Source organism: Legionella sp. (genome assembly GCF_047605385.1).
Lineage (GTDB): Bacteria > Pseudomonadota > Gammaproteobacteria > Legionellales > Legionellaceae > Legionella.
On the sequence record NZ_JASGFU010000010.1, the window covers coordinates 21,604 to 41,262 of the forward strand.

Consider the following 19,659-nt stretch of genomic DNA (forward strand, 5'->3'; position numbering starts at 1 on the left):
TTACGTTATGTTAATCTTACCTATTATAATAGGTTTCATTTAAGGATAAATGCAACTGTTTAAACATGATTTTAGCAGTTGAAAACTTGAGGACAAGGAGAAAGATATGGCTCGTGGCGAAGTTAAGTGGTTTAATAATGCCAAAGGCTGGGGATTCATTATTCCTGCACAGGGCGGTGATGATATTTTTGTTCATTTCTCATCAATACATGGCACAGGCTATAAAACGTTAGTTCCTGGCCAACTAGTCACCTATGACGTAGGACAAAGCGAAAAAGGATTACACGCTGCTAATGTGGTTGTAACCACTGAAAATACCGAAGCAGAAACGGCCTAATTTAAGTTAACGCGGCTTTAAAACCATTGTGTTATAACGCCGCGACCCAAAAACTAAATTTTGCCTAGATGCTGAATTCAAAACCGTCTTCAGGTATGATCTGCCTGCATTTTATTTTAAAGGTCAAGACTGATGAGACGAGGTTTTTTATTCATTAATCTTGGTACACCCAAGAGCGCTACTATTCCTGAAGTTAGGAATTATTTGCGTGCATTTCTCACCGACAAGCGAGTGATTGATTTACCCGCTTTGCTTCGTTACATCCTCGTATATGTTTTTATTTTGCCTTTTCGTGCCAAACGTTCTGCACTTGCCTATCAAGCAATTTGGACAGAGCATGGTTCTCCTCTATTGCATCACAGCCAAAATCTTATGTTGGCGATGCAAAAAAAACTTAGCAATGAACATTCAATCGCATTAGGAATGCGTTATGGCGAGCCCTCTATTGCCTCTGCATTAGAGCAATTAAAACACTGCGAATCAATTACTATTCTACCACTGTATCCGCAATATTCTTCAGCAGCCAATGGCTCTTCTATTGAAGAAGCTATGCGCATCATATGTACTTGGAACATTATCCCTTCAATAACGATTATCAGTCAATTTTTTCAACATCCAGCATATATTAAAGCGCAAGCTGGCTTGATCAAGGAATATTTACAAAATCAAGGACATGTCCTCTTTAGTTATCATGGCATTCCTCAACGACAAATCACTAAGAATGAATGTAACATCGTCTGTCTCAATGAATGCCCAATATTTAATGAACAAAATAAAAATTGTTATAAAGCACAATGCCATCAAAGCAGTCTTTTATTAGCGCAAGAATTACACCTCAAGCCAACGCAATACAGTACAGCATTTCAATCACGTTTAGGCAGAACTCCATGGATAAGACCTTATACCGATGAAATGCTTATTCAGTTAACCGCTCAAGGTATAAAAAAACTAGTCATTGTTTGTCCTTCGTTTGTTGCTGATTGCTTAGAAACCCTTGAAGAAATTGGCATACGCGCTAAACAACAGTGGTTGGCGCTTGGTGGAGAACAATTCACCTTGGTTCCTTGTTTAAACGACCATCCTGTCTGGATAAACGCGATTACTGAAATAATAAAGCAGGCAAAATTTCTATAACTGCTTTGACAGGCAATGAAACTGGCATTAATCACATCCTACTAGGTTGCTTAATTAGCTCTCCATAAACAGATACAAAAACAATAACTTGATTAAATTAAATTCATTTGCTAATTTATTTAGAGAAAGGACCTAACAGGAGTGCTTATTATGGATATCATTGGACTAATAACAAACTTAATAGGTGGTGGTGTTGGTGGTGCTGCTACCGGTGCTGGTTTAAAAAACCTTAGTCTTGGTACGCTGGGTAATACCATAGCTGGTGTTGTAGGTGGGGCTTTAGGGGGATACATTTTACAAGGTGTAAACCTACTAAATAATCTAGGTTTGGCAGACTCAACTATTGGTAGTCTCATCGGCCAAGCAGGAACAGGTCTTGTCAGTGGCGGTGTTTTAACTGCTGTGGTCGGTTTGATCCGTAATTTAATGAACAGCAAATAAAAGCACTTGGACTTATATCAAGCCCAATGAATCATTTCTGAGGTAGACGTATAAGAAACACTACTATTGGGCTATTCTTAATGGCCCAACACCCTTTGCTTTAGATAATGCTGGCTCATCTGTAGAGAGTACAATTCCATTCTGATCCAAGTAACGTAAAGGTTTACCTGTCATAATATAATTTTCAATGTGTTCTAAACTCATATTCTTGGTTTCTGGCATATAGAAATAAGTATAAATTAGCCCTAAAAAGCAAATTAACCCATACAGGGCAAAAGTATATTCTATCCCCAAGCCTTTCTCCAGTAATGGAAAGCTAAAAATAACCAACGTGTTAAACGTCCAATTGCTCATGGCTGATAAACCCATCCCTGCTCCACGTACATGTAAGGGGAAAATCTCCGCCATTGCAATATGCGGTATAGGTCCTACACTGATCGCAAATGAAAAAATATACAAAATCAGACATAGCACCGATAACAAAGGAAGCCATACCACATGATTCAGTGAAAAGAAGCTAAGTGCCAATAAACTCAAGCAAGTCCCCGCAAAACCAAATAATAAAAGCTTGCGCCGACCAATTTTATCAACAAAAAGAATAGCGAGAATGGTCACTAATAGATTCACCATCCCAATGCCAATAGTTGCCAATATTTGACCAGTAGTACTGCTTAATCCCAAATTTTTAAAAATCTCAGGAGCAAAGTAAATAATCACATTAATACCACTAAGCTGCTGCAAGCAGAAGAGCATTGTTCCAAGAAGCAATACAGGAACTAAAGGCTTTTTAAACAGTAAACGCCCGTTTCCTCGTTTAGGTTCATGTGCTAAAGTGATTTCAATTTCCTCCAATTCATGCTGAATGGATTGGTTTTGACGCAATTTCTTTAAAGCATTAATTGCCGCATCACGCCGACCAACACTGCATAACCAGCGTGGTGACTCCGGCATAAATAAAATACCAATACCTAGAATTAAAGCAGGTATTGCGCTTGAAGCAAACATTAATCGCCAAGCGTGACTTTCCAGCAATAAGTAATTTACAGAATATGAACACACAATCCCTATGGTCAATGCCAACTGATAAATTGCCACTACCGCTCCACGTGCTTGCATGGTTGCCGTTTCTGCTAAATATAAAGGTGCCATCACTGAAGCCACGCCGATTGCTAATCCAAGAATTATGCGCGATAAAACTAAAATCGCAATGGAATCTGCAAATCCTGCACCTAAAGCGCCACAGAAAAATAAGAGCCCTGAAACCGCAAGTAAGGAACGCCGGCCAAAACGTTTGAGACCTCTGGAGGCCATCACCGCACCAATAAGCATAGAACCAAATAAGGCACCGAAGGGCAAAGCAGAGGCTATAACCCCAATATGAGTAGGATTAAGATCAAAATGTCCTTTAACTAATTCTAATGAACCAGCAATGATCCCTTCATCATAGCCAAATAAAAAACCTGCAATAGATCCAATAATTGCAACGATCCACGTCATTATATACTCCTTGAAAATACTATCTTAACTGCCGTGCTGTTCCATTTGGGAACCCCCAACTCACTACATTTTGACAGGCAGCACGACATAATTTCGTAATTTCTGCCCAGTCGCCCTTTTTAACAGAATCCTCAGGAATAATCCAGGAACCACCAATACACATCACATTAGGCAATGCCAAAAACTCACGATAATTTCGTTCATTCAAACCACCAGTAGCACAAAATCGTGCTTGCGGAAAAGGCCCATACAAAGCCTGCAATAGAGAGATACCACCAGCAGCAACTGCAGGGAAAAATTTAAAATGGGTATAGCCTATAGCAATGCCTTCCATAAGATCAGAAACATTGCTCACACCAGGAATAAAGGGAATATTGAAATCTCGCCCAGCAGTCAACAAGGCACTTGTTGTTCCTGGGCTAAAAGCAAATTGAGCACCTGCAGTAATGGAAGCTTCTAATTGCTCTGGGGTTACAATAGTACCAACACCAATCAATGCCTCAGGGAAGGTCTGTCTGAGCAATTTGATCGCTTCTAAAGCCATAGGTGTTCTTAAAGTAATTTCAAGTGTATTGATGCCACCAGCAAGTATTGCCGTTGCTAAAGGAATTGCGTGGTTGATTTCTTTAATTTGTACTACAGGCATTACTGGTGAAGCACATAACACCGTTTCTGGCTGTAAGATCCAATTAGAAAATGACATTGACTTCTCCTTGTTTTACGATCCAACACGCTCAACCTGAGCTTGTAAACATTGTTTTAAATAAACTGCTGCGCCTAAAATACCTGGCTGCTCTGCAGTAATTACATAAGTAGGAATCTGAGCATTAAACCCACTAAAACGCCCTTTTTCTTCAAAGTTTGCCCGAAAATTACTACGATGCAGCAAAGGAAGCAAACGCGGCACAATACCACCAGCAATATAAACACCACCAAAAGCAGCAAAAATCAACGCTAAATCTCCGGCATAAGCCCCCAAAATAGAAAAAAACTGGGCAACTGCTGCTTCGGCAACTTCAGATTGCTGCGCTAAAGCCAAAGCAATAATTTGTGCAGCAGACAATGGAATGTCTTCTTTCTGATAAAATGCGACAAAAGCACGGTATAAATTTTCCAAACCATGTCCTGAAAGCAAACGCTCATAAGAAATATGAGCATACATTTTTTTTAGATAACAAGAAATAAACCATTCTTGCTCTGTTTTTGCTCCCCAGCTAACATGCCCACCTTCACCAGCCTGAGCACAATAACCATGATTATGAATTATTAATGAGGCAACTCCTAAACCAGTGCCTGCTCCCAAAACTACTCGAGCTTTATTATGCTCGGTAATGCCCTTACCTACTTGAACTAATTCCAGTTCAGAAAGTACGGGAAGACTCATCGCAATGGCATTAAAATCATTTAAAACTCGAAGTTCGGATAAACCTAATTTTTGTTTTAATTCCTTAATTGAAAAACGCCAATGTGTATTTGTCATGCAGATTAAGTCATCTAATACTGGGCATGCAATTGCAATGGCTACTTTATTAATTGTTGTAAGTAGGTGGTGGGAGCGATAAACCAATAAAGCATCCTCTAAACTACGGTATTCTGCACAGGCATAAACTGCTATCTTATCAATTAACAACGTATCTAAATTGACACGGCCAAAACGTGCAAAAGTACCACCAATATCGGCAACAATTGCATATGGACTCAAATCATCAAACATCATAACAAGACTCATTTCCCTGAAATAAACTGCAAGCCCCCTGCTCTGCTCCCGTAAATTGCGCTCTTAAACTACCAAAAAGTTCACGCCCTGTACCTAAATGAACTCCTTTTGCATCGAATTTTGCTGCTTTACGTCGATTTAACGCATCCTCAGAAACCAAAAGCTTCAACCATCCTTGTTCTGCATCAATGGCAATAATGTCTCCAGTTTCAATAGATGCTAAGACCTTATTATCTAATGCTTCTGGAGTCACATGAATTGCAGCAGGTACTTTACCCGAGGCTCCGGACATTCGGCCATCTGTTACTAAAGCAACTTGGTAGCCTCTATCCATTAATACTCCCAATTTAGGCGTTAGCTGATGCAATTCAGGCATACCGCAGGCTTTAGGCCCTTGAAAGCGAACCACAATCACGCAATCCCGGTTTAAATATCCTAACTCAAAAGCATGCTCAAACGCTTCCTGACTTTCAAAAACAATAGCAGGTGCTTTAATTTTACTTTTACCAACCGCAAGCCCAGAAGTTTTAATCACTGCGCGCCCAATATTACCACTGAGCACTTGCAAACCACCTTGAAGTTTAAAAGGTGTGGCTGCTGAAGTCAAAACTGACTCATCGCTGGATGCAGTTGGGCCTGGACGCCAAATAAGCGTATCATTATCTAAAGACGCTTGTTGCGTATATCGCTCTAAACCATATCCCATCACGGTTAATACATCTTGATGAACTAACCGCGCATCCAATAAGGTACTGATGAAATAAGCTACTCCGCCTGCACGTTGAAAAGAGTTCACATCAGCATAGCCATTGGGATAAATCTTGGCAATCAAGGGAGTCACTGCTGATAATTGCGAGAAATCATCCCAATTGACTTGATAACCAGCCATAGAAGCAATCGCAATCAAATGCATAGTATGATTTGTCGAACCACCTGAAGCAAGCAAAGCAACGATGCCATTAACTATATTTTTCACATCCATCAACTGACCTATCGGCAAGTAACTCTCACCTAAATCAGTTAAAGTGAGCACTTGCTCTGCCGCTGCTTTCGTTAACGCATCACGTAATGGTGTTCCTGGATTAACAAATGAAGCTCCTGGCAACTGTAATCCCATCACCTCAACAATCATTTGATTTGAATTAGCGGTACCATAAAAAGTGCAGGTCCCCGGAGAATGATATGAAGCTGCTTCTGCTTCTAATAAAGCACTTTTCTCAACCTTTCCTTCCGCATATAATTGGCGAATACGTGCTTTTTCCTGATTAGAAATACCTGAAGGCATTGGCCCTGCTGGCACAAAAACAAAGGGTAAATGGCCAAAACTTAATGCCGCCATCAATAAACCGGGGACAATTTTATCGCAAATGCCCAACATTAAGCCACCATCAAACATATTATGAGACAGGCCTATTGCAGCAGACATCGCAATCACATCACGACTTAAGAGACTTAAATCCATACCCGGTTGCCCTTGAGTAATGCCATCACACATGGCAGGAACTCCAGCAGCAAATTGGGCAACTCCACCTGCAGCCGCAACAGCCTCTTTGATTAATGTCGGATACTCTAAATAAGGTTGGTGCGCGGAAAGCATGTCATTATACGCAGAAATAATAGCAATATTGGCTTTAGTCACTCCACTTAAATTTGCTTTGTCTTGACGAAGACAAGCGGCAAAACCATGTGCTAAATTGCCACAATGCAACAGGCTGCGTTGCGGTCCTTTTACTCTGGCTTGCTCTATATGTTCTAGATACGCTGCCCGTCTGGATATACTTCGTTCGCGGATACGCTCGGTTACTTGTTCAACCACTGAATGCATTTTAATTCCTTATGGTGCGTACATTACTTGTACATTAACCTGCTGATTATGTAAGAAAGCACTCACAGGCATAATCATTGGATCAGGCTGCGCCATCGCTTGGTGCAATACTGCCAACTTCTTTTGCCCCAATAAATGTAAAAAAATAACTCGACTATTTAATAATCGTTTTTTTGATAAACTAACACGTTGATATCGGGTGGTTCTTGGTGTCACAAAAAGTACGGATGCCGCATTATCATCTAAGCCCATGCGCAATTCACTCGCATCAGGAAATAAAGACGCGGTATGTCCATCCTCTCCCATCCCCAAAATTACAGCATCAAAACTAGGTAAAGAGGCAATTTCGTGTTCGATTGATGCTACACTTTGCAAGTGCTCATCAAATAAACTTAAAAAATGGACGTGGGCAGCATGGTGTTGCACTAAAAATTGCTTTACTAAACGCTCATTGCGATTTTCATCCTGCAAAGGCACACAACGTTCATCTGCTAAAGTAATAGTTACCTTATCCCAGGGTAATTCAGTCTGCGCTAAGGATTTAAACAAATCGATAGGAGTTTTACCTCCGGAAACAACCAAATAGGCACGTCCTCGTTGAGCAATAGCTTGCTTTAGAATTCCTACTAAACGCGTCGTTAAATCCTGAGTCAATAAACTGGCATTATCAAAACTATGTAACTGCATTTTGCTCGCCCCATACATGCGCCTTGCCATTATACAAATGAATAAGTTCCAAAGGCCCCCAAGTACCTGAGGGATAAGTATATAAAGGTGTTTCTTGCTTTTCCCAAGCATTTTTAATGGCATCAATCCATTTCCATGCTTGCTCGACCTCTTCACGGCTAACAAATAAGTATTGGTTGCCCAACATCACTTCCAGCAACAAACGCTCATAGGCATCGGCAATGCGATGAGTATTAAAGTTTAAATCTAATTTGCTGTCACGTAACTGCATGCAATCACTTAAACCAGGCACCTTATTCATCATACGCAACTCAACACCTTCTTCGGGTTGTAAACGAATAATCAATTGGTTTGGTAATAATTCCTGTTTTAACTCATTAAACACATTATAAGGTTGAGGCTTGAAATAAATCACTACCTCACTTTGTTTCTTGTATAAGCGCTTTCCAGTTAATAAATAAAAAGGTACTCCGGCCCAACGCCAGTTATCAATAAAAGCCTTAATGGCCACAAAGGTTTCGGTGGTAGAGCCTTTATTGGCTCCTTCTTCATCCAGATACCCTGGTACTTTTTGTCCGTTGATAACATTGCCCACATATTGGGCTCGTATCGTTTGATCATGTACATTCGCATCATCAATAAATCGCAGTGATCTTAAAACTTTTAATTTTTCGGAGCGAATGCAATCTGCAGAGAGACTCATAGGCGGATCCATCGCCACTAAAGCAACGATTTGCAGCAAATGGTTTTGCAACATATCTCTTACTTGGCCAGACTTATCATAGTAAGACCAACGTCCTTCAACTCCCACCTCTTCTGCGACAGAAATTTCGACTTTATCAATAACTCGTTGATCCCAATTCAAGGAAAAAATCGCGTTAGCAAAGCGTAAAACCAAGAGATTTAATACAGTTTCTTTACCTAAATAGTGGTCAATACGATAGATCTGTTCCTCGGAAAAAAAATGTGCTACTTCATTATTAATTGCAATAGAGGAAGGAAGATCATGGCCTATGGGTTTTTCAAGCACCACTCGTGCAGGTTTAGCAGTAAGTCCAATATGATGCAAACCTTGACAGGCTTGAGAATATAATGAAGGTGGTATTGCAAAATAGGAAATTGTTATCCGTTCATGAGGTTGAACAAACTCCATTAACTTGGCATAAGCCTCACGCTGACTTAGATCCAAATAACAATAAGCAAGTCGTTGTTCTAGACGTGACCAGACAAGCTCTTCTAAATCCTCACCAATAAAAGTTTGGATTTTACTCTTCGTCAGCGCAAGATAAGCCGATAATGATAACTCTTCACGAGCACATCCAATAATACGTGTTCCTGGATGTAGCAGATAAGCACGTTCAAGCTGATACAATGCTGGGAGCAATTTACGACAAGAGAGATCTCCTAAAGCTCCAAACACAATTAAATCACAAGGATCCTTTACTGCGACATCTTCAATCATATTATATTATCCCAACCTCCTCTTGTCTCATGGAGCATTAATACTAAATTGAAAGATAAGCTAGATCAACCTGAATTAAAGACATTAGCCCATCTTAATTGCAAATCTAAATTTTTATGCTATATCAAATTAAGAAGATCAGTTTCCCTTTTTCATTTATTAGGAGCAATAAATGGCGAGCAAAAGATTTTCAGAACGACTAAATAGAGAATTAGATAATATAGGTGTCCCTGAATCGAATCATGAACGCATCGAAATATTATCAAAATTAATTAAAATTCCTAAGTTTAAAGCAGAAGCATTATTGAATGGAGCAACCCATCCTGATGAAAAACTATTAAACCAACTGGCACAAGAATTTGAAGTCAGTACTGATTGGTTAGTAGGCAAGGATGAATCTGCTCATTAATAGAAACCATAAATCAATATTAATTCTTAAATTGGAAGAAAAAATTAAATTTGAAACAGTTACATGACACAACCTAGACATTTCATCTAAGTTGTCATGTGTTTTTTTAAGAAGGTTATTGCATTACCCATGAAAACGATGGCTTAAATTCATGGGTTTCGCATGTTTTTCAATATATTCAATGATCTTACCAGCAATATTCACGCCTGTTGCTTTTTCAATAGCTTCCAGACCTGGCGAAGAATTAATTTCTAAAATTAAGGGACCATGATTTGAACGAATCAAATCTACTCCTGCAACTTTGAGTCCCATAGTTTTAGCTGCGCTTACAGCAATTGCACGTTCCTGTGGGGTCAATTTAACCTTCATGGCTTTACCACCTTGATGCACATTAGCACGAAACTCCCCTTCTTTGGCCTGACGTTTTACAGCACCGACGACCTTTTCACCAACAACAAAACAACGAATATCCGTGCCTCGCGATTCTTCAATAAATTCCTGGACCAAAATATTGGCATGCATTTCTTTAAATGCATTAATAATACTCACTGCAGATTGATGACTGTCTGCTAAAATTACTCCTTTTCCTTGAGTTCCTTCCAACAACTTAATGACCAAAGGCGCGCCACCAACCATACGAATTAAATCTTCCGTATCATCAGGTGATTGCGCAAAACTGGTCAATGGCATAGGAATTCCTTTACGTGCCAATACTTGCAAAGAACGAAATTTATCGCGTGAACGAGCAATGGCAATAGATTCATTGATTGTATACATCCCCATTGTTTCTAGATGGCGTAAAACAGCAGTACCATAGTATGTCATTGACGCACCTATACGTGGAATTACCGCATCAAAATGGGGCAAAGGAGCACCCCCACGATAATGAACTTTAGGACAAGAAGCAGCTACATTCATATAGCAATATAATGGATTAATAATTTTAATCTCATGGCCAGCAGCTTCCCCTTCTGCTTTTAAGCGTTTATGTGAATATAATTGTGGGTTAGTGGCCAAGATTGCGATTTTCATGAATAAAGTGTTCCTCAATTATTTTTATACTTTTCGAAAAGTACTAACTAAAGCCTAGCCCATAAATCTAAAAATCACCTAAAAATAAGGGCCAATGAATTTACTGCTTTCATCAGTGACAGCGCTTGATCTAAGCGGTTTATGAAACCAGTAACATATAATCTTTTGCTAACAAGTCAGCACGGTGCGGCGTGGTAAAAAATGCATTCAACTCACCTTGTGTATTGAATAACATCACTGCCCCACTGTGTTGAATATCATAATTTTTAAGCTCAGGGTTGTTTTTATCCAAAATTTTCGCATAAGCAATACCCATCTCTCGTGTCATTGCTTTAATAGAGCGTTCATCTCCTCGTGCTCCATAAAAATTGGGATGGAAAGAGGTGACATAGCTTGCTAATTTTTCTTGAACATCACGATCTGGATCAATTGAAATCATCACTACATGCGGTAAATTTTTTACGTTCTTTGTTTCCAGAATACGATACATTTTTCCTAATTCAGCCATAGTCGTAGGACATAAATAACCGCAATTGGTAAAACCAAAAAAGATTAAAGTCCATTGTCCCTGTAAACTGGCGTTATCAAATACTTTTTGGTCTGTGCCAATTAAACTAAATTGATTTATTGTTCGTGGATTTTCAAGATAAGTACCATGAAAATTAGCCACATTGATTTTTTTCTTAAAATGCATATGTTGACCAACAAAAATTCCCGAAAATAGTCCAGCAAACGCTAGTAAAATAACAACAGTAAAGGTAACTCCTTTAGTTTTTAGATTCATTGGCTCTCCCACTTACAAATAGTGATCAATTAGTAAAAATACAAACAATAACATCAAATAAACAATAGAAAAGCGAAAAGCTTGCATCGCCACAATTGCCTTATCGGAGCGATATAATTTGTGCGCCCAGTATAAAAATCGCATACCTAATACCAAAGCTCCCAGTAAATAAAATAAACTGCTCATGCCCACAACAAAAGGTAAAATACTAACCACCAACAACAAAATGGTGTACAGATAAACATTCAATTTGGTAAATTCAATGCCATGAGTTACCGGCAACATAGGAATTTCGGCATTTTGATATTCTTCATGGCGATAAATTGCAAGAGCCCAGAAATGCGGTGGTGTCCAAGTAAAAATAATTAAAACCAGTAATAAAGCCTGAGGATCTAACTGATTAGTCACCGCAGTCCATCCAAGTAAAGGAGGAGCGGCACCAGCTAAACCCCCGATGACGATGTTTTGTGGTGTAGCACGTTTAAGATATCCTGTATAAATACCTGCATAACCAATTAAGGTAATAAATGTAAGTAAGGCGGTTAATTTATTTACAAATACAACCAGTACAACTTGTCCTAAAATTCCTATAACTAAAGCAAATCCTGCTGCTTGCATTACCGATATCCGGCCATGAGCAACTGGCCGTTTCCTGGTTCTAGCCATTATTGAATCAATATGGCGATCTACTAAATGATTAACTGCCGCAGCACTACTGGCACACAAGCCTATCCCTACTAATGAAGCAGACAATAAAGATAAGCTAATCCATCCTGGTGCGGCAAGATAAGCACCCACCAACACAGTAAGTAACATTAACAGCACAACACGAGGCTTACATAATTCAACATAGTCACGCCAATTCACTGGCACTTGTTCCATAGGCTTAGCCTGCATTATTCAGCTCCTTGCGTGTTAAATGAAGTGAGCTAAATACTGTAGCCAGTAACAATGCGGCAATTCCGTTATGAGCAACAGCCACATCAATTGGCAATAGATAAATCACGTTCAAAATTCCAAGAGTAAACTGTAATAAAACGAGTAGCCCCATTACCATTGCTGCTGCTCTTAGATAATTAAAACGCTCCCTCACAAGCATGATGAGGGACAGTGTTAAAATATAAAACATCGTGATAACTGCTCCCACTCGATGAATGAACTGAATAGTGACACGCACATCATGATCTAACAAACCACCTTGATAATTCGCACCTACAGGAGAAAATAAATTAAAACCTTGGGCAAAATATAATTTAGGTAGCCACTCTCCATTACATAAAGGGAAACCAATGCAGGAGATACCTGCATAATTTGAGCTCACCCAACCACCCAAAGCAATTTGCAAAAATACGATGATTACTGCTAAACACAACCAGGGACGCCATTGCGGTAAATTCCTACCTTGTACGGAGCTAACTTGCAAACGTAATCGACTCAAACAAGCTACGATTAGCATTCCTCCCAAAAGGTGCCCCATAACCACCACAGGCAATAGCTTCAAAGTAACAGTCCACATCCCTAAAGCTGCCTGGAAGATAACCAACAGCAATAAAGCTACAGGTAAATGCCAAGGCACATTAATCCTCTTTATACGCTGACGCAATAAGAAAAAACTGATGAAAAAAATTAATAAAGCCAGAGTACCTGCTGCATAACGATGCACCATTTCTGTCCAAGCTTTTTTCGATTCAATAGGGATTTGCGGATAAGTGTTCTGCGCATTAATTAAATCATCGTGAGCACTAGGCAAAACCATATGCCCATAACAACCAGGCCAATCAGGACAGCCTAAACCTGCATCAGTCAGACGAGTATAAGCACCTAACATGACAACCAATAATGATAAAAGTAAAGCAGCAGTAGCCTGATAGCGAATTAATTTGTTCTGCATTCTAATCAACCATTTTTTTCTGTTGTATTAAGTAATAATTTCAAATCCTTATAGATATCGTTAGGATTCACAGGAGCCTTATAGCTAAGGATTAAGTAATTATTGGGATCTACCAAAAATACTTTGGGTTCAGAAGATAAAATTTCTTGTACATTAGTATCGATAGAAGCCAATGGTGCAACATGGAAATCAAGTTCTTTGAGTACAATTTGTATCTCAGGGGCAATTGCTTTGGTCTTGTTAGCAATAATTAACCATTGATCCACTTGATAAAGTTTACGCCCTAAAGCCAAGCGCATTCTGGCTAAAGTTTCTAATTGTTGCATGCAAGAAGCTTCACACGCGGTGGGTGCCCAAAAGACCACCCGCCATGTTGCCTTCCCTGTAAAGATATTTATCGCAACAGGTGGCGTGAGTAAGGTTCCTTTATTTATCTTTTTAGCGCCTAACCAATTCGGATGTTGATAAAATACGTACGCAGCAATGCCTGGAGTCGCAAACATCACAATCAATAACAGTAAAATATAATACTTAGAGGACTGTTTCTTCATTTCTCTTCTTCAGATTTAATGCAACAAATATAATCAGGACCACCACAGCCATTGCAAACCATTGCAGCGCGTAGCCCAAATGTCGTTGCGCAGGCATGGATACAGTTTCCCATTCACGCACAAATCCATGTGTGTCTTGCTTGTCGAGGCGAATAATAAACGGATAGACTGTTTTTTGCAAAAGTTGACTTACTAATTGTTCTTCAAAACGCTCAAGAATAACTGTTTTTCCACCTTTTTTTTCAAAAATCGCGCCTAAAACCCATTGATTTTTATTAGGAAAATAAGCTGTACCCTGTAATTTAACTAAATGTTCGGGATTTTTAATCTTAGGGAAAATGCGTCGCGTATTATCGCCATGCAACCATCCCCTATCAATCATGACTATAGAGCCATCAGCAAGTTCTAAGGGCGAGAGCACATCATAACCAAATTGGTGTTGATAATGTTGATTATCCAATAAAAAAACTTGCGACAAGTAGAGGCCTTCAAGTTGAATACGTTCATATTGCACCGGCAATGGGCACTTAGAGTTCCAAGGCACTGGATTTAATTGCTTACGCATTTTTTGCGCAGCCAACATATTGGCTTTTTCATCAGCACGATGTATTTGCCAAAAACCCAAGCGTACAAATAATGCAAAAAAGACTGCAGTAAGCACCAGCATTATCCAACTTGGGGTGAAACGAAATTTAAAAAAGGTTACACTAGGCATAGTTTACTAATTGCTCAATTTTTTTCTGTATCAATCTGCAATTGTGGAGTATAACAAATGATCACCAAACTCATCATCATCTTTACCATGATTATTATTGCTGGCTCCTTAGCCAGTGGTTTATTTTTTCTAATTCGAGATACGGGAAACACGAAACGCACCGTTAAAGCATTAACAATTAGAATCGCTATCTCGTTGAGTTTATTTATATTTTTATTAATTGCTTTTAAACTTGGATTAATAAAGCCACATGGTCTTTAAATATTTAAGGATTTATTATGATGCGAATATTCTTAACTTTTTTTATTCTCATTGCTCACTATGGGCATGCAGATACTATCCGTAGCTATATGGGAATCGCGAATCAAATTCCGCAAATGGAAGTAAAAGCTGACCCACAAGCCCAAGCCTGGGCGCGTTCGGCACGCCATGTATTGACAATTACTAGTGAAAGTATTGCAGAAACCATAATTCAAGCAAATGAAATAGCGAAAAAACAGGGAAATCCTATTTTTTGTCTGCCTCCTGGTGTACAGCTCAATTCACTACAACTAAATGATTTAATTCAACTAACTTACAAAGAAATGACCAACGAAGCAACTGATAAAGATGCAATGACCGTATCGCAAGTTGCCTGGGTTGGTGTTACCAAAAATTATCCTTGCAAAAATAATATTGCTCATCAAGAAATGGCTCATGTTGCGGCTGCCTGGGGTGGGCAAGCTCAATAAGGATAAATTAACGAGAGGTCTCATAGGTATCTTCACTTGTTAAGATCCTCTTCATTGCGCATCCTGAGTGGCGGCTATTGGTACCACTCAGTGAAGGAACTTCCGGCGTAAATTCTATCTTGTAAGAATGATTATTGACTAAATTCTTCAAACGCTTCTAAAGCTTCAGCAGCGTACATCAAAGATGGACCACCCCCCATGTATACAGCCATACCTAAAGTTTCTAATAATTCTTCTCTTGAAGTTTGCAATTTAACTAATGCTTGAGAATGAAAACCAATACAGCCCGGACAATGATTAGCAACAGCTAATGCCATGGCGATAAGTTCTTTAGTTTTTTTATCTAAAGCACCGTCTTTAGTTGCAGCTTGTGCCAAAGCAGAAAATCCCGCCATAACTTCGGGCATTTCTTTACGCATTTTGGCTAATTGGGTACTAATGTCTTTAGTTACCTCAGTAAATTTACTTGACATTATCGTGCTCCTATTCAGCTAAGTTTTGATGACATCATCTAATGTATCGCATTCGCATGCTCATAAAAAGATACTTAGTGAGGAAACTAAGAAATTGCGCGATCAAGTGTTTCTTGAGCAAGCGTAAGTCGTTGTTCAATTTTTCCTATGTCCGCTTTTAATTGTAAAACAGCATCAGGATGATGAGTACGACACAGCATTTGTTCTAGAGTACGATTCATGGCTTGGCGTTGAGCTTCCATAGTCTGAATTTCCACTTCCAAATCGTGTATCCACTGTTGACGTGTACTGAGCATTTTAACACCAAAATAGTTTTTTTCTCCAGTTTGTATTTTGTTACTGAATATTTGGCATAAAGAAACTAAGACATTCACCTTTTGCAGAATGCGCTGCGCTAAATAATTGGCGCCACGCTCATTGGTTTGCTGAGATAAAGCATATATATCGGCATTTATTTCAGCAATATACATGGAACCATTAGTTTCATTGCGTGTACGAAATAAGCCCCGAGGTAAACGATATGCTGAAAAAGCAGCCCCCAGCTCATTAATTTTCCATTCAAGCTCCGGAAGACGTGCACTTAAATCATTGAGTAATTGATTGGATTCCATGACTTCTCATTCTTTGTAAACATCTAAAAGAGACAATCCCAAATGAAATGCAATTAAACAGCAGGTTCCATATTGGGCGATTTCTGCAACCAAGAGCTGATGAACGGTGGGGAGCACATCAGCACGAGACCAATGATCAGAGTAAACTCATAACGCACCAAACTACCCACATCAATTCCTTCTGGAGGAATAAAGCTTACTGCAAGCGTAGCAATTACCCCCACAATTCCTACACCAGCAATAAAGCACATGCCCAGTAAGCCACCAGGAATTTTGAAAGTTCGTGGATGATTAGGCTCAGAAAAACGTAATTTAATTGCAGCAATAAACATAATAAAGTACATCAACATATATAATTGCGCAGCCAAAGCAGTTAATAACCAATAAGAACCATTCACGCTTGGCATAAATAAAAACAATCCAGACAGTACAGTCACAATGCTGGCCTGCGCAAACAACATCACCACAGGTGCACCTTTGGCATTAGTACGTTGGAAAAAATCAGGCAAGTTGCCATCTTCTGCTGCAACCAATAAGCCTTTAGTAGGAGCAATAATCCAGTTACTAACCCCACCTAAGCCACCTAAAACAAGCATTACGGCAACAACTGGCATCATCCAATGCATTTGATAACTGGAGAAAAAAGCTTCAAAAGCCTGCATAATTCCTGCAACTAAATTAATATTGCTTTGTGGTAATACTACAGCAATCGCTAAGGAACCAAGAATTAAGGTACTTAAAATAATCCCTACGGAATAAACTAAAACTTTAGGAAAGGCATGTTGAGGATTAGCCACATCATTAGCATGCACGGTGGCAATTTCGATTCCACAAAATGACATAATAATCGCTGTTAACGAAACCCACATGGATTGATCCGAGGGATGTGGCACAATGCTGGGGATATCGAATTGAATTTGCAAGGGATTTCCTTGAACAATCCATACCACACCTAAACCGATAATCAAGGACATAGGCAATAATAAACCAGCTAAAGAGCACAAGTTGCTAAATAATGCAGAAGAACTCATACCACGTAAATTAAGAAATGTCGCTCCCCAAAAACAACTCACAATCACTACCCATAGAAAATAAGGATTGCTGGTTAATGCTGGATTAAGTAAATAGCCAATAGTTCCAGCAACAAAAGAAAGAATGGTCGGATACCAAATCACATTTTCAATCCATTGCAACCAAATGGCTAGAAAGGCCATTTTTTTTCCAAAAGCCTGCTTCACCCAAACGTAAATTCCCCCCTGCTTTGCCCATCCCGATGCTAATTCTGCAGAAACTAAGGCTGTGGGAATTAAAAAAAATAAAGCCCCTAAAACGAAATAAAAGATGAGTTGGCTACCAAATAAAGCAGTAGCGGGTAAATTACGTATACTATCTACGGAACCAACAGTGATCATTGTCAAACTAAAAATAGTTAATGGTTGTTTGTTATTGCTCATCACATTCCTTCATTGCAGTGTTGAGTTTGCAAAAATTAATTATACTAACATCAAGCTTAAGAAACCCTTAATAATAGCGTAATAAATACACAGATTTCTGTTATTTTTGCTCTCACTTAAAGCCACAGATAAAAGTACATCATGTAAAATACCACGATTTAAATAGAAAATCTCTGCATTTTTATCGTTCTTAGTGCAAACAATGAGCTCTATGAGAAATAAAATCAATCTATTAGAGCTTCTATTATTCTTAATGATTTTAAAATTTACGACTACAATGAGAACCTAAATTGTGCGTATATTCTTCTATACTAATAGAAGTAGTAAAACTTGATATCTCTATGCTATAGTCACTATTTTTTTCAAGGTACCCCACCATGTTTGATACCTTAACTGAACGATTGACCCGTACCTTTAAAAATTTACGCGGTCAGGGTCGACTTACTGAAGAAAACGTACAAAGTGTATTGCGTGAAGTCAGACTTTCGCTTATTGAAGCTGATGTCGCTTTACCAGTAATTAAAGAATTTATTGACCATGTCAAGCATAAAGCACTTGGACAAGAAGTTTTAAATAATTTAAATCCGGACCAGGCCTTTATCAAAATTGTTCACGATGAATTGGTAACCATTCTTGGCGGTGAGCGTGCTGAATTAGACTTTAAAACACAGCCTCCTGCTGTATTCTTAATGGCTGGTTTGCAAGGTTCTGGTAAAACCACCAGCACTGCAAAACTTGCACGTTATTTGAAAGAAACTGAAAATAAAAAAGTAATGGTTGTCAGTGTTGACGTGTACCGTCCTGCAGCAATTCAGCAGCTAAAAGTACTGGCTGAACAGGTGGGAGTGCTTTTCTTTCCCACAGAAAAGCATGAAAATCCCATACATATCGCACAAAAAGCAGTAGAAAATGCGAAAAAACAATATATGGATGTACTCCTCATTGATACCGCAGGTCGTTTGCACGTTGATACTGAAATGATGGCAGAAATTAAAGCCATACATCAAGCCGTAAAACCTATAGAAACATTATTTGTTGTCGACAGCATGACCGGACAAGATGCTGCTAACACAGCAAAAGCATTCCATGAGACACTACCACTGACCGGGGTCATTCTAACTAAAACTGATGGTGACGCGCGTGGTGGGGCTGCCTTGTCAGTAAAACACATTACCGGACAACCAATTAAATTCATTGGTAGTGGTGAAAAAGTTGACGCTCTAGAGCCTTTTCATCCCGAACGAATTGCCTCAAGAATTCTAGGTATGGGCGATATTCTCACCCTAATTGAAGAGGTCGAGCGCAAAGCAGATAAGCAAGCCAGTGAAAAATTAGCTAAAAAATTGAAAAAAGGCAAAAGCTTTGATCTGGAAGATTTTAAACAACAGTTACTGCAAATGAATAACATGGGTGGTATTTCTGGAATGATGAGTAAGCTTCCTGGAATGACTCAAATGCTGCCACAGCAAGCAATGAAGCAAGCAGGTGATAAAGCAATGGCGCGCACAATTGCAATCATTAACTCAATGACGCCTAAAGAACGCCGCATTCCCAAATTAATTGTTGGTTCTCGAAAAAAACGTATTGCTTTAGGTTCGGGAACACAAATCCAGGATGTGAATAAGTTATTGAAACAATTTGAACAAATGCAAAAAATGATGAAAAAATTTACCAAACCTGGCGGCATGCAAAAGATAATGCGCGGTCTTGGCGGCATGGCTGGGTTAAAAGGTATTATTCCTGATGATTTTCAATAAGATAGAGCTCGCGCTTATCGACGTCAATAATATCTTAAAATCATATGAGGACTCACCCTAACCAACATCAAAGCCAGTACATTAACTGGCTGGATTTACTGAAAAATTATATCTAAGCATTTTTTTTAAGATAATTCGTAAGAATTACTTC

At 39.0% G+C, this 19,659-nt stretch carries 22 protein-coding genes; 7 read left to right on the plus strand and 15 right to left on the minus strand.

Features of this window, described 5'->3' with window-relative positions:
* Positions 1-106: 106 nt before the first annotated feature.
* From QM652_RS03875 to QM652_RS03885, 3 genes are all read left to right on the plus strand, one after another.
* Positions 107-337, plus strand: a complete 231-nt coding sequence (locus QM652_RS03875) for a cold-shock protein (RefSeq protein WP_415073069.1) — start codon at positions 107-109, stop codon at positions 335-337.
* Positions 338-469: 132 nt separating this feature from the next.
* A complete protein-coding gene (gene hemH / locus QM652_RS03880; protein ID WP_415073071.1) occupies positions 470-1,471 on the plus strand; it encodes a ferrochelatase in 1,002 nt (333 codons plus the stop codon).
* A gap of 150 nt (positions 1,472-1,621) precedes the next feature.
* Positions 1,622-1,912 carry a hypothetical protein gene (locus QM652_RS03885; protein WP_415073073.1) on the plus strand — a complete coding sequence of 97 codons (291 nt, stop codon included), beginning with the start codon at positions 1,622-1,624 and terminating at the stop codon, positions 1,910-1,912.
* Positions 1,913-1,975: 63 nt separating this feature from the next.
* Here QM652_RS03885 and QM652_RS03890 read toward each other — a convergent pair whose 3' ends face one another.
* From QM652_RS03890 to zwf, 6 genes are read right to left on the minus strand one after another with little or no spacing between them, the layout of a single operon-like run.
* Positions 1,976-3,409 (minus strand): sugar porter family MFS transporter, encoded by a 1,434-nt coding sequence (locus tag QM652_RS03890; RefSeq protein WP_415073075.1) that lies wholly within the window; start codon positions 3,407-3,409, stop codon positions 1,976-1,978.
* A 19-nt stretch (positions 3,410-3,428) separates the two neighbouring features.
* Complete coding sequence (locus QM652_RS03895) at positions 3,429-4,112, minus strand: bifunctional 4-hydroxy-2-oxoglutarate aldolase/2-dehydro-3-deoxy-phosphogluconate aldolase (RefSeq protein WP_415073077.1); 684 nt, start codon at positions 4,110-4,112, stop codon at positions 3,429-3,431.
* 15 nt (positions 4,113-4,127) lie between these two features.
* On the minus strand, positions 4,128-5,126 hold the full coding sequence (gene glk, locus QM652_RS03900) for a glucokinase (RefSeq protein WP_415073079.1): 999 nt from the start codon (positions 5,124-5,126) through the stop codon (positions 4,128-4,130).
* The gene (edd, locus tag QM652_RS03905; protein WP_415073081.1) at positions 5,116-6,951 is read right to left on the minus strand and encodes a phosphogluconate dehydratase; all 1,836 of its coding nucleotides are present in this window, start codon (positions 6,949-6,951) and stop codon (positions 5,116-5,118) included. Before edd ends, glk begins: the two co-directional genes overlap by 11 nt.
* Before the next feature lie 9 nt (positions 6,952-6,960).
* A complete protein-coding gene (gene pgl, locus QM652_RS03910) occupies positions 6,961-7,638 on the minus strand; it encodes a 6-phosphogluconolactonase (RefSeq protein ID WP_415073083.1) in 678 nt (225 codons plus the stop codon).
* Complete coding sequence (zwf, locus tag QM652_RS03915; protein ID WP_415073085.1) at positions 7,625-9,100, minus strand: glucose-6-phosphate dehydrogenase; 1,476 nt, start codon at positions 9,098-9,100, stop codon at positions 7,625-7,627. Before zwf ends, pgl begins: the two co-directional genes overlap by 14 nt.
* A 172-nt stretch (positions 9,101-9,272) precedes the next feature.
* Between zwf and QM652_RS03920 the strand changes: the two genes are divergently transcribed.
* Positions 9,273-9,509: a hypothetical protein gene (locus tag QM652_RS03920; RefSeq protein WP_415073087.1), complete on the plus strand. Its 237-nt coding sequence runs from the start codon at positions 9,273-9,275 to the stop codon at positions 9,507-9,509.
* A gap of 123 nt (positions 9,510-9,632) precedes the next feature.
* Here the strand turns inward: QM652_RS03920 and rimK are convergent, their stop codons facing one another.
* The 6 genes from rimK to QM652_RS03950 all read right to left on the minus strand — a co-directional run bounded on the left by rimK (position 9,633) and on the right by QM652_RS03950 (position 14,482).
* Positions 9,633-10,541 (minus strand): 30S ribosomal protein S6--L-glutamate ligase, encoded by a 909-nt coding sequence (gene rimK, locus QM652_RS03925; protein ID WP_415073088.1) that lies wholly within the window; start codon positions 10,539-10,541, stop codon positions 9,633-9,635.
* Between the two features lie 139 nt (positions 10,542-10,680).
* Entirely contained in the window at positions 10,681-11,325 is a 645-nt protein-coding gene (locus QM652_RS03930; protein WP_415073089.1) for an SCO family protein, read from the minus strand.
* Between the two features lie 12 nt (positions 11,326-11,337).
* A complete protein-coding gene (gene cyoE / locus QM652_RS03935) occupies positions 11,338-12,222 on the minus strand; it encodes a heme o synthase (RefSeq protein WP_415073090.1) in 885 nt (294 codons plus the stop codon).
* Positions 12,212-13,216 (minus strand): COX15/CtaA family protein, encoded by a 1,005-nt coding sequence (locus QM652_RS03940; protein ID WP_415073091.1) that lies wholly within the window; start codon positions 13,214-13,216, stop codon positions 12,212-12,214. The genes cyoE and QM652_RS03940 overlap by 11 nt, the downstream gene beginning before the upstream one ends.
* Before the next feature lie 5 nt (positions 13,217-13,221).
* On the minus strand, positions 13,222-13,767 hold the full coding sequence (locus QM652_RS03945; RefSeq protein ID WP_415073092.1) for a hypothetical protein: 546 nt from the start codon (positions 13,765-13,767) through the stop codon (positions 13,222-13,224).
* On the minus strand, positions 13,748-14,482 hold the full coding sequence (locus QM652_RS03950) for an SURF1 family protein (RefSeq protein ID WP_415073093.1): 735 nt from the start codon (positions 14,480-14,482) through the stop codon (positions 13,748-13,750). Before QM652_RS03950 ends, QM652_RS03945 begins: the two co-directional genes overlap by 20 nt.
* A gap of 57 nt (positions 14,483-14,539) precedes the next feature.
* Here QM652_RS03950 and QM652_RS03955 point away from each other — a divergent pair, with 57 nt between their 5' ends.
* Together QM652_RS03955 and QM652_RS03960 are read left to right on the plus strand one after the other, a co-directional pair.
* Positions 14,540-14,743, plus strand: a complete 204-nt coding sequence (locus tag QM652_RS03955; protein ID WP_415073094.1) for a twin transmembrane helix small protein — start codon at positions 14,540-14,542, stop codon at positions 14,741-14,743.
* Between the two features lie 20 nt (positions 14,744-14,763).
* Positions 14,764-15,213, plus strand: a complete 450-nt coding sequence (locus QM652_RS03960) for a phosphatase (RefSeq protein ID WP_415073119.1) — start codon at positions 14,764-14,766, stop codon at positions 15,211-15,213.
* Between the two features lie 131 nt (positions 15,214-15,344).
* Here the strand turns inward: QM652_RS03960 and QM652_RS03965 are convergent, their stop codons facing one another.
* From QM652_RS03965 to QM652_RS03975, 3 genes are all read right to left on the minus strand, one after another.
* Positions 15,345-15,686 carry a carboxymuconolactone decarboxylase family protein gene (locus QM652_RS03965; RefSeq protein ID WP_415073095.1) on the minus strand — a complete coding sequence of 114 codons (342 nt, stop codon included), beginning with the start codon at positions 15,684-15,686 and terminating at the stop codon, positions 15,345-15,347.
* 86 nt (positions 15,687-15,772) lie between these two features.
* Positions 15,773-16,297: a hypothetical protein gene (locus tag QM652_RS03970; RefSeq protein WP_415073096.1), complete on the minus strand. Its 525-nt coding sequence runs from the start codon at positions 16,295-16,297 to the stop codon at positions 15,773-15,775.
* A 53-nt stretch (positions 16,298-16,350) separates the two neighbouring features.
* On the minus strand, positions 16,351-17,751 hold the full coding sequence (locus tag QM652_RS03975; protein ID WP_415073097.1) for an APC family permease: 1,401 nt from the start codon (positions 17,749-17,751) through the stop codon (positions 16,351-16,353).
* Between the two features lie 377 nt (positions 17,752-18,128).
* Between QM652_RS03975 and ffh the strand changes: the two genes are divergently transcribed.
* A complete protein-coding gene (ffh, locus tag QM652_RS03980; RefSeq protein WP_415073098.1) occupies positions 18,129-19,508 on the plus strand; it encodes a signal recognition particle protein in 1,380 nt (459 codons plus the stop codon).
* The last annotated feature ends 151 nt before the right edge of the window (positions 19,509-19,659 follow it).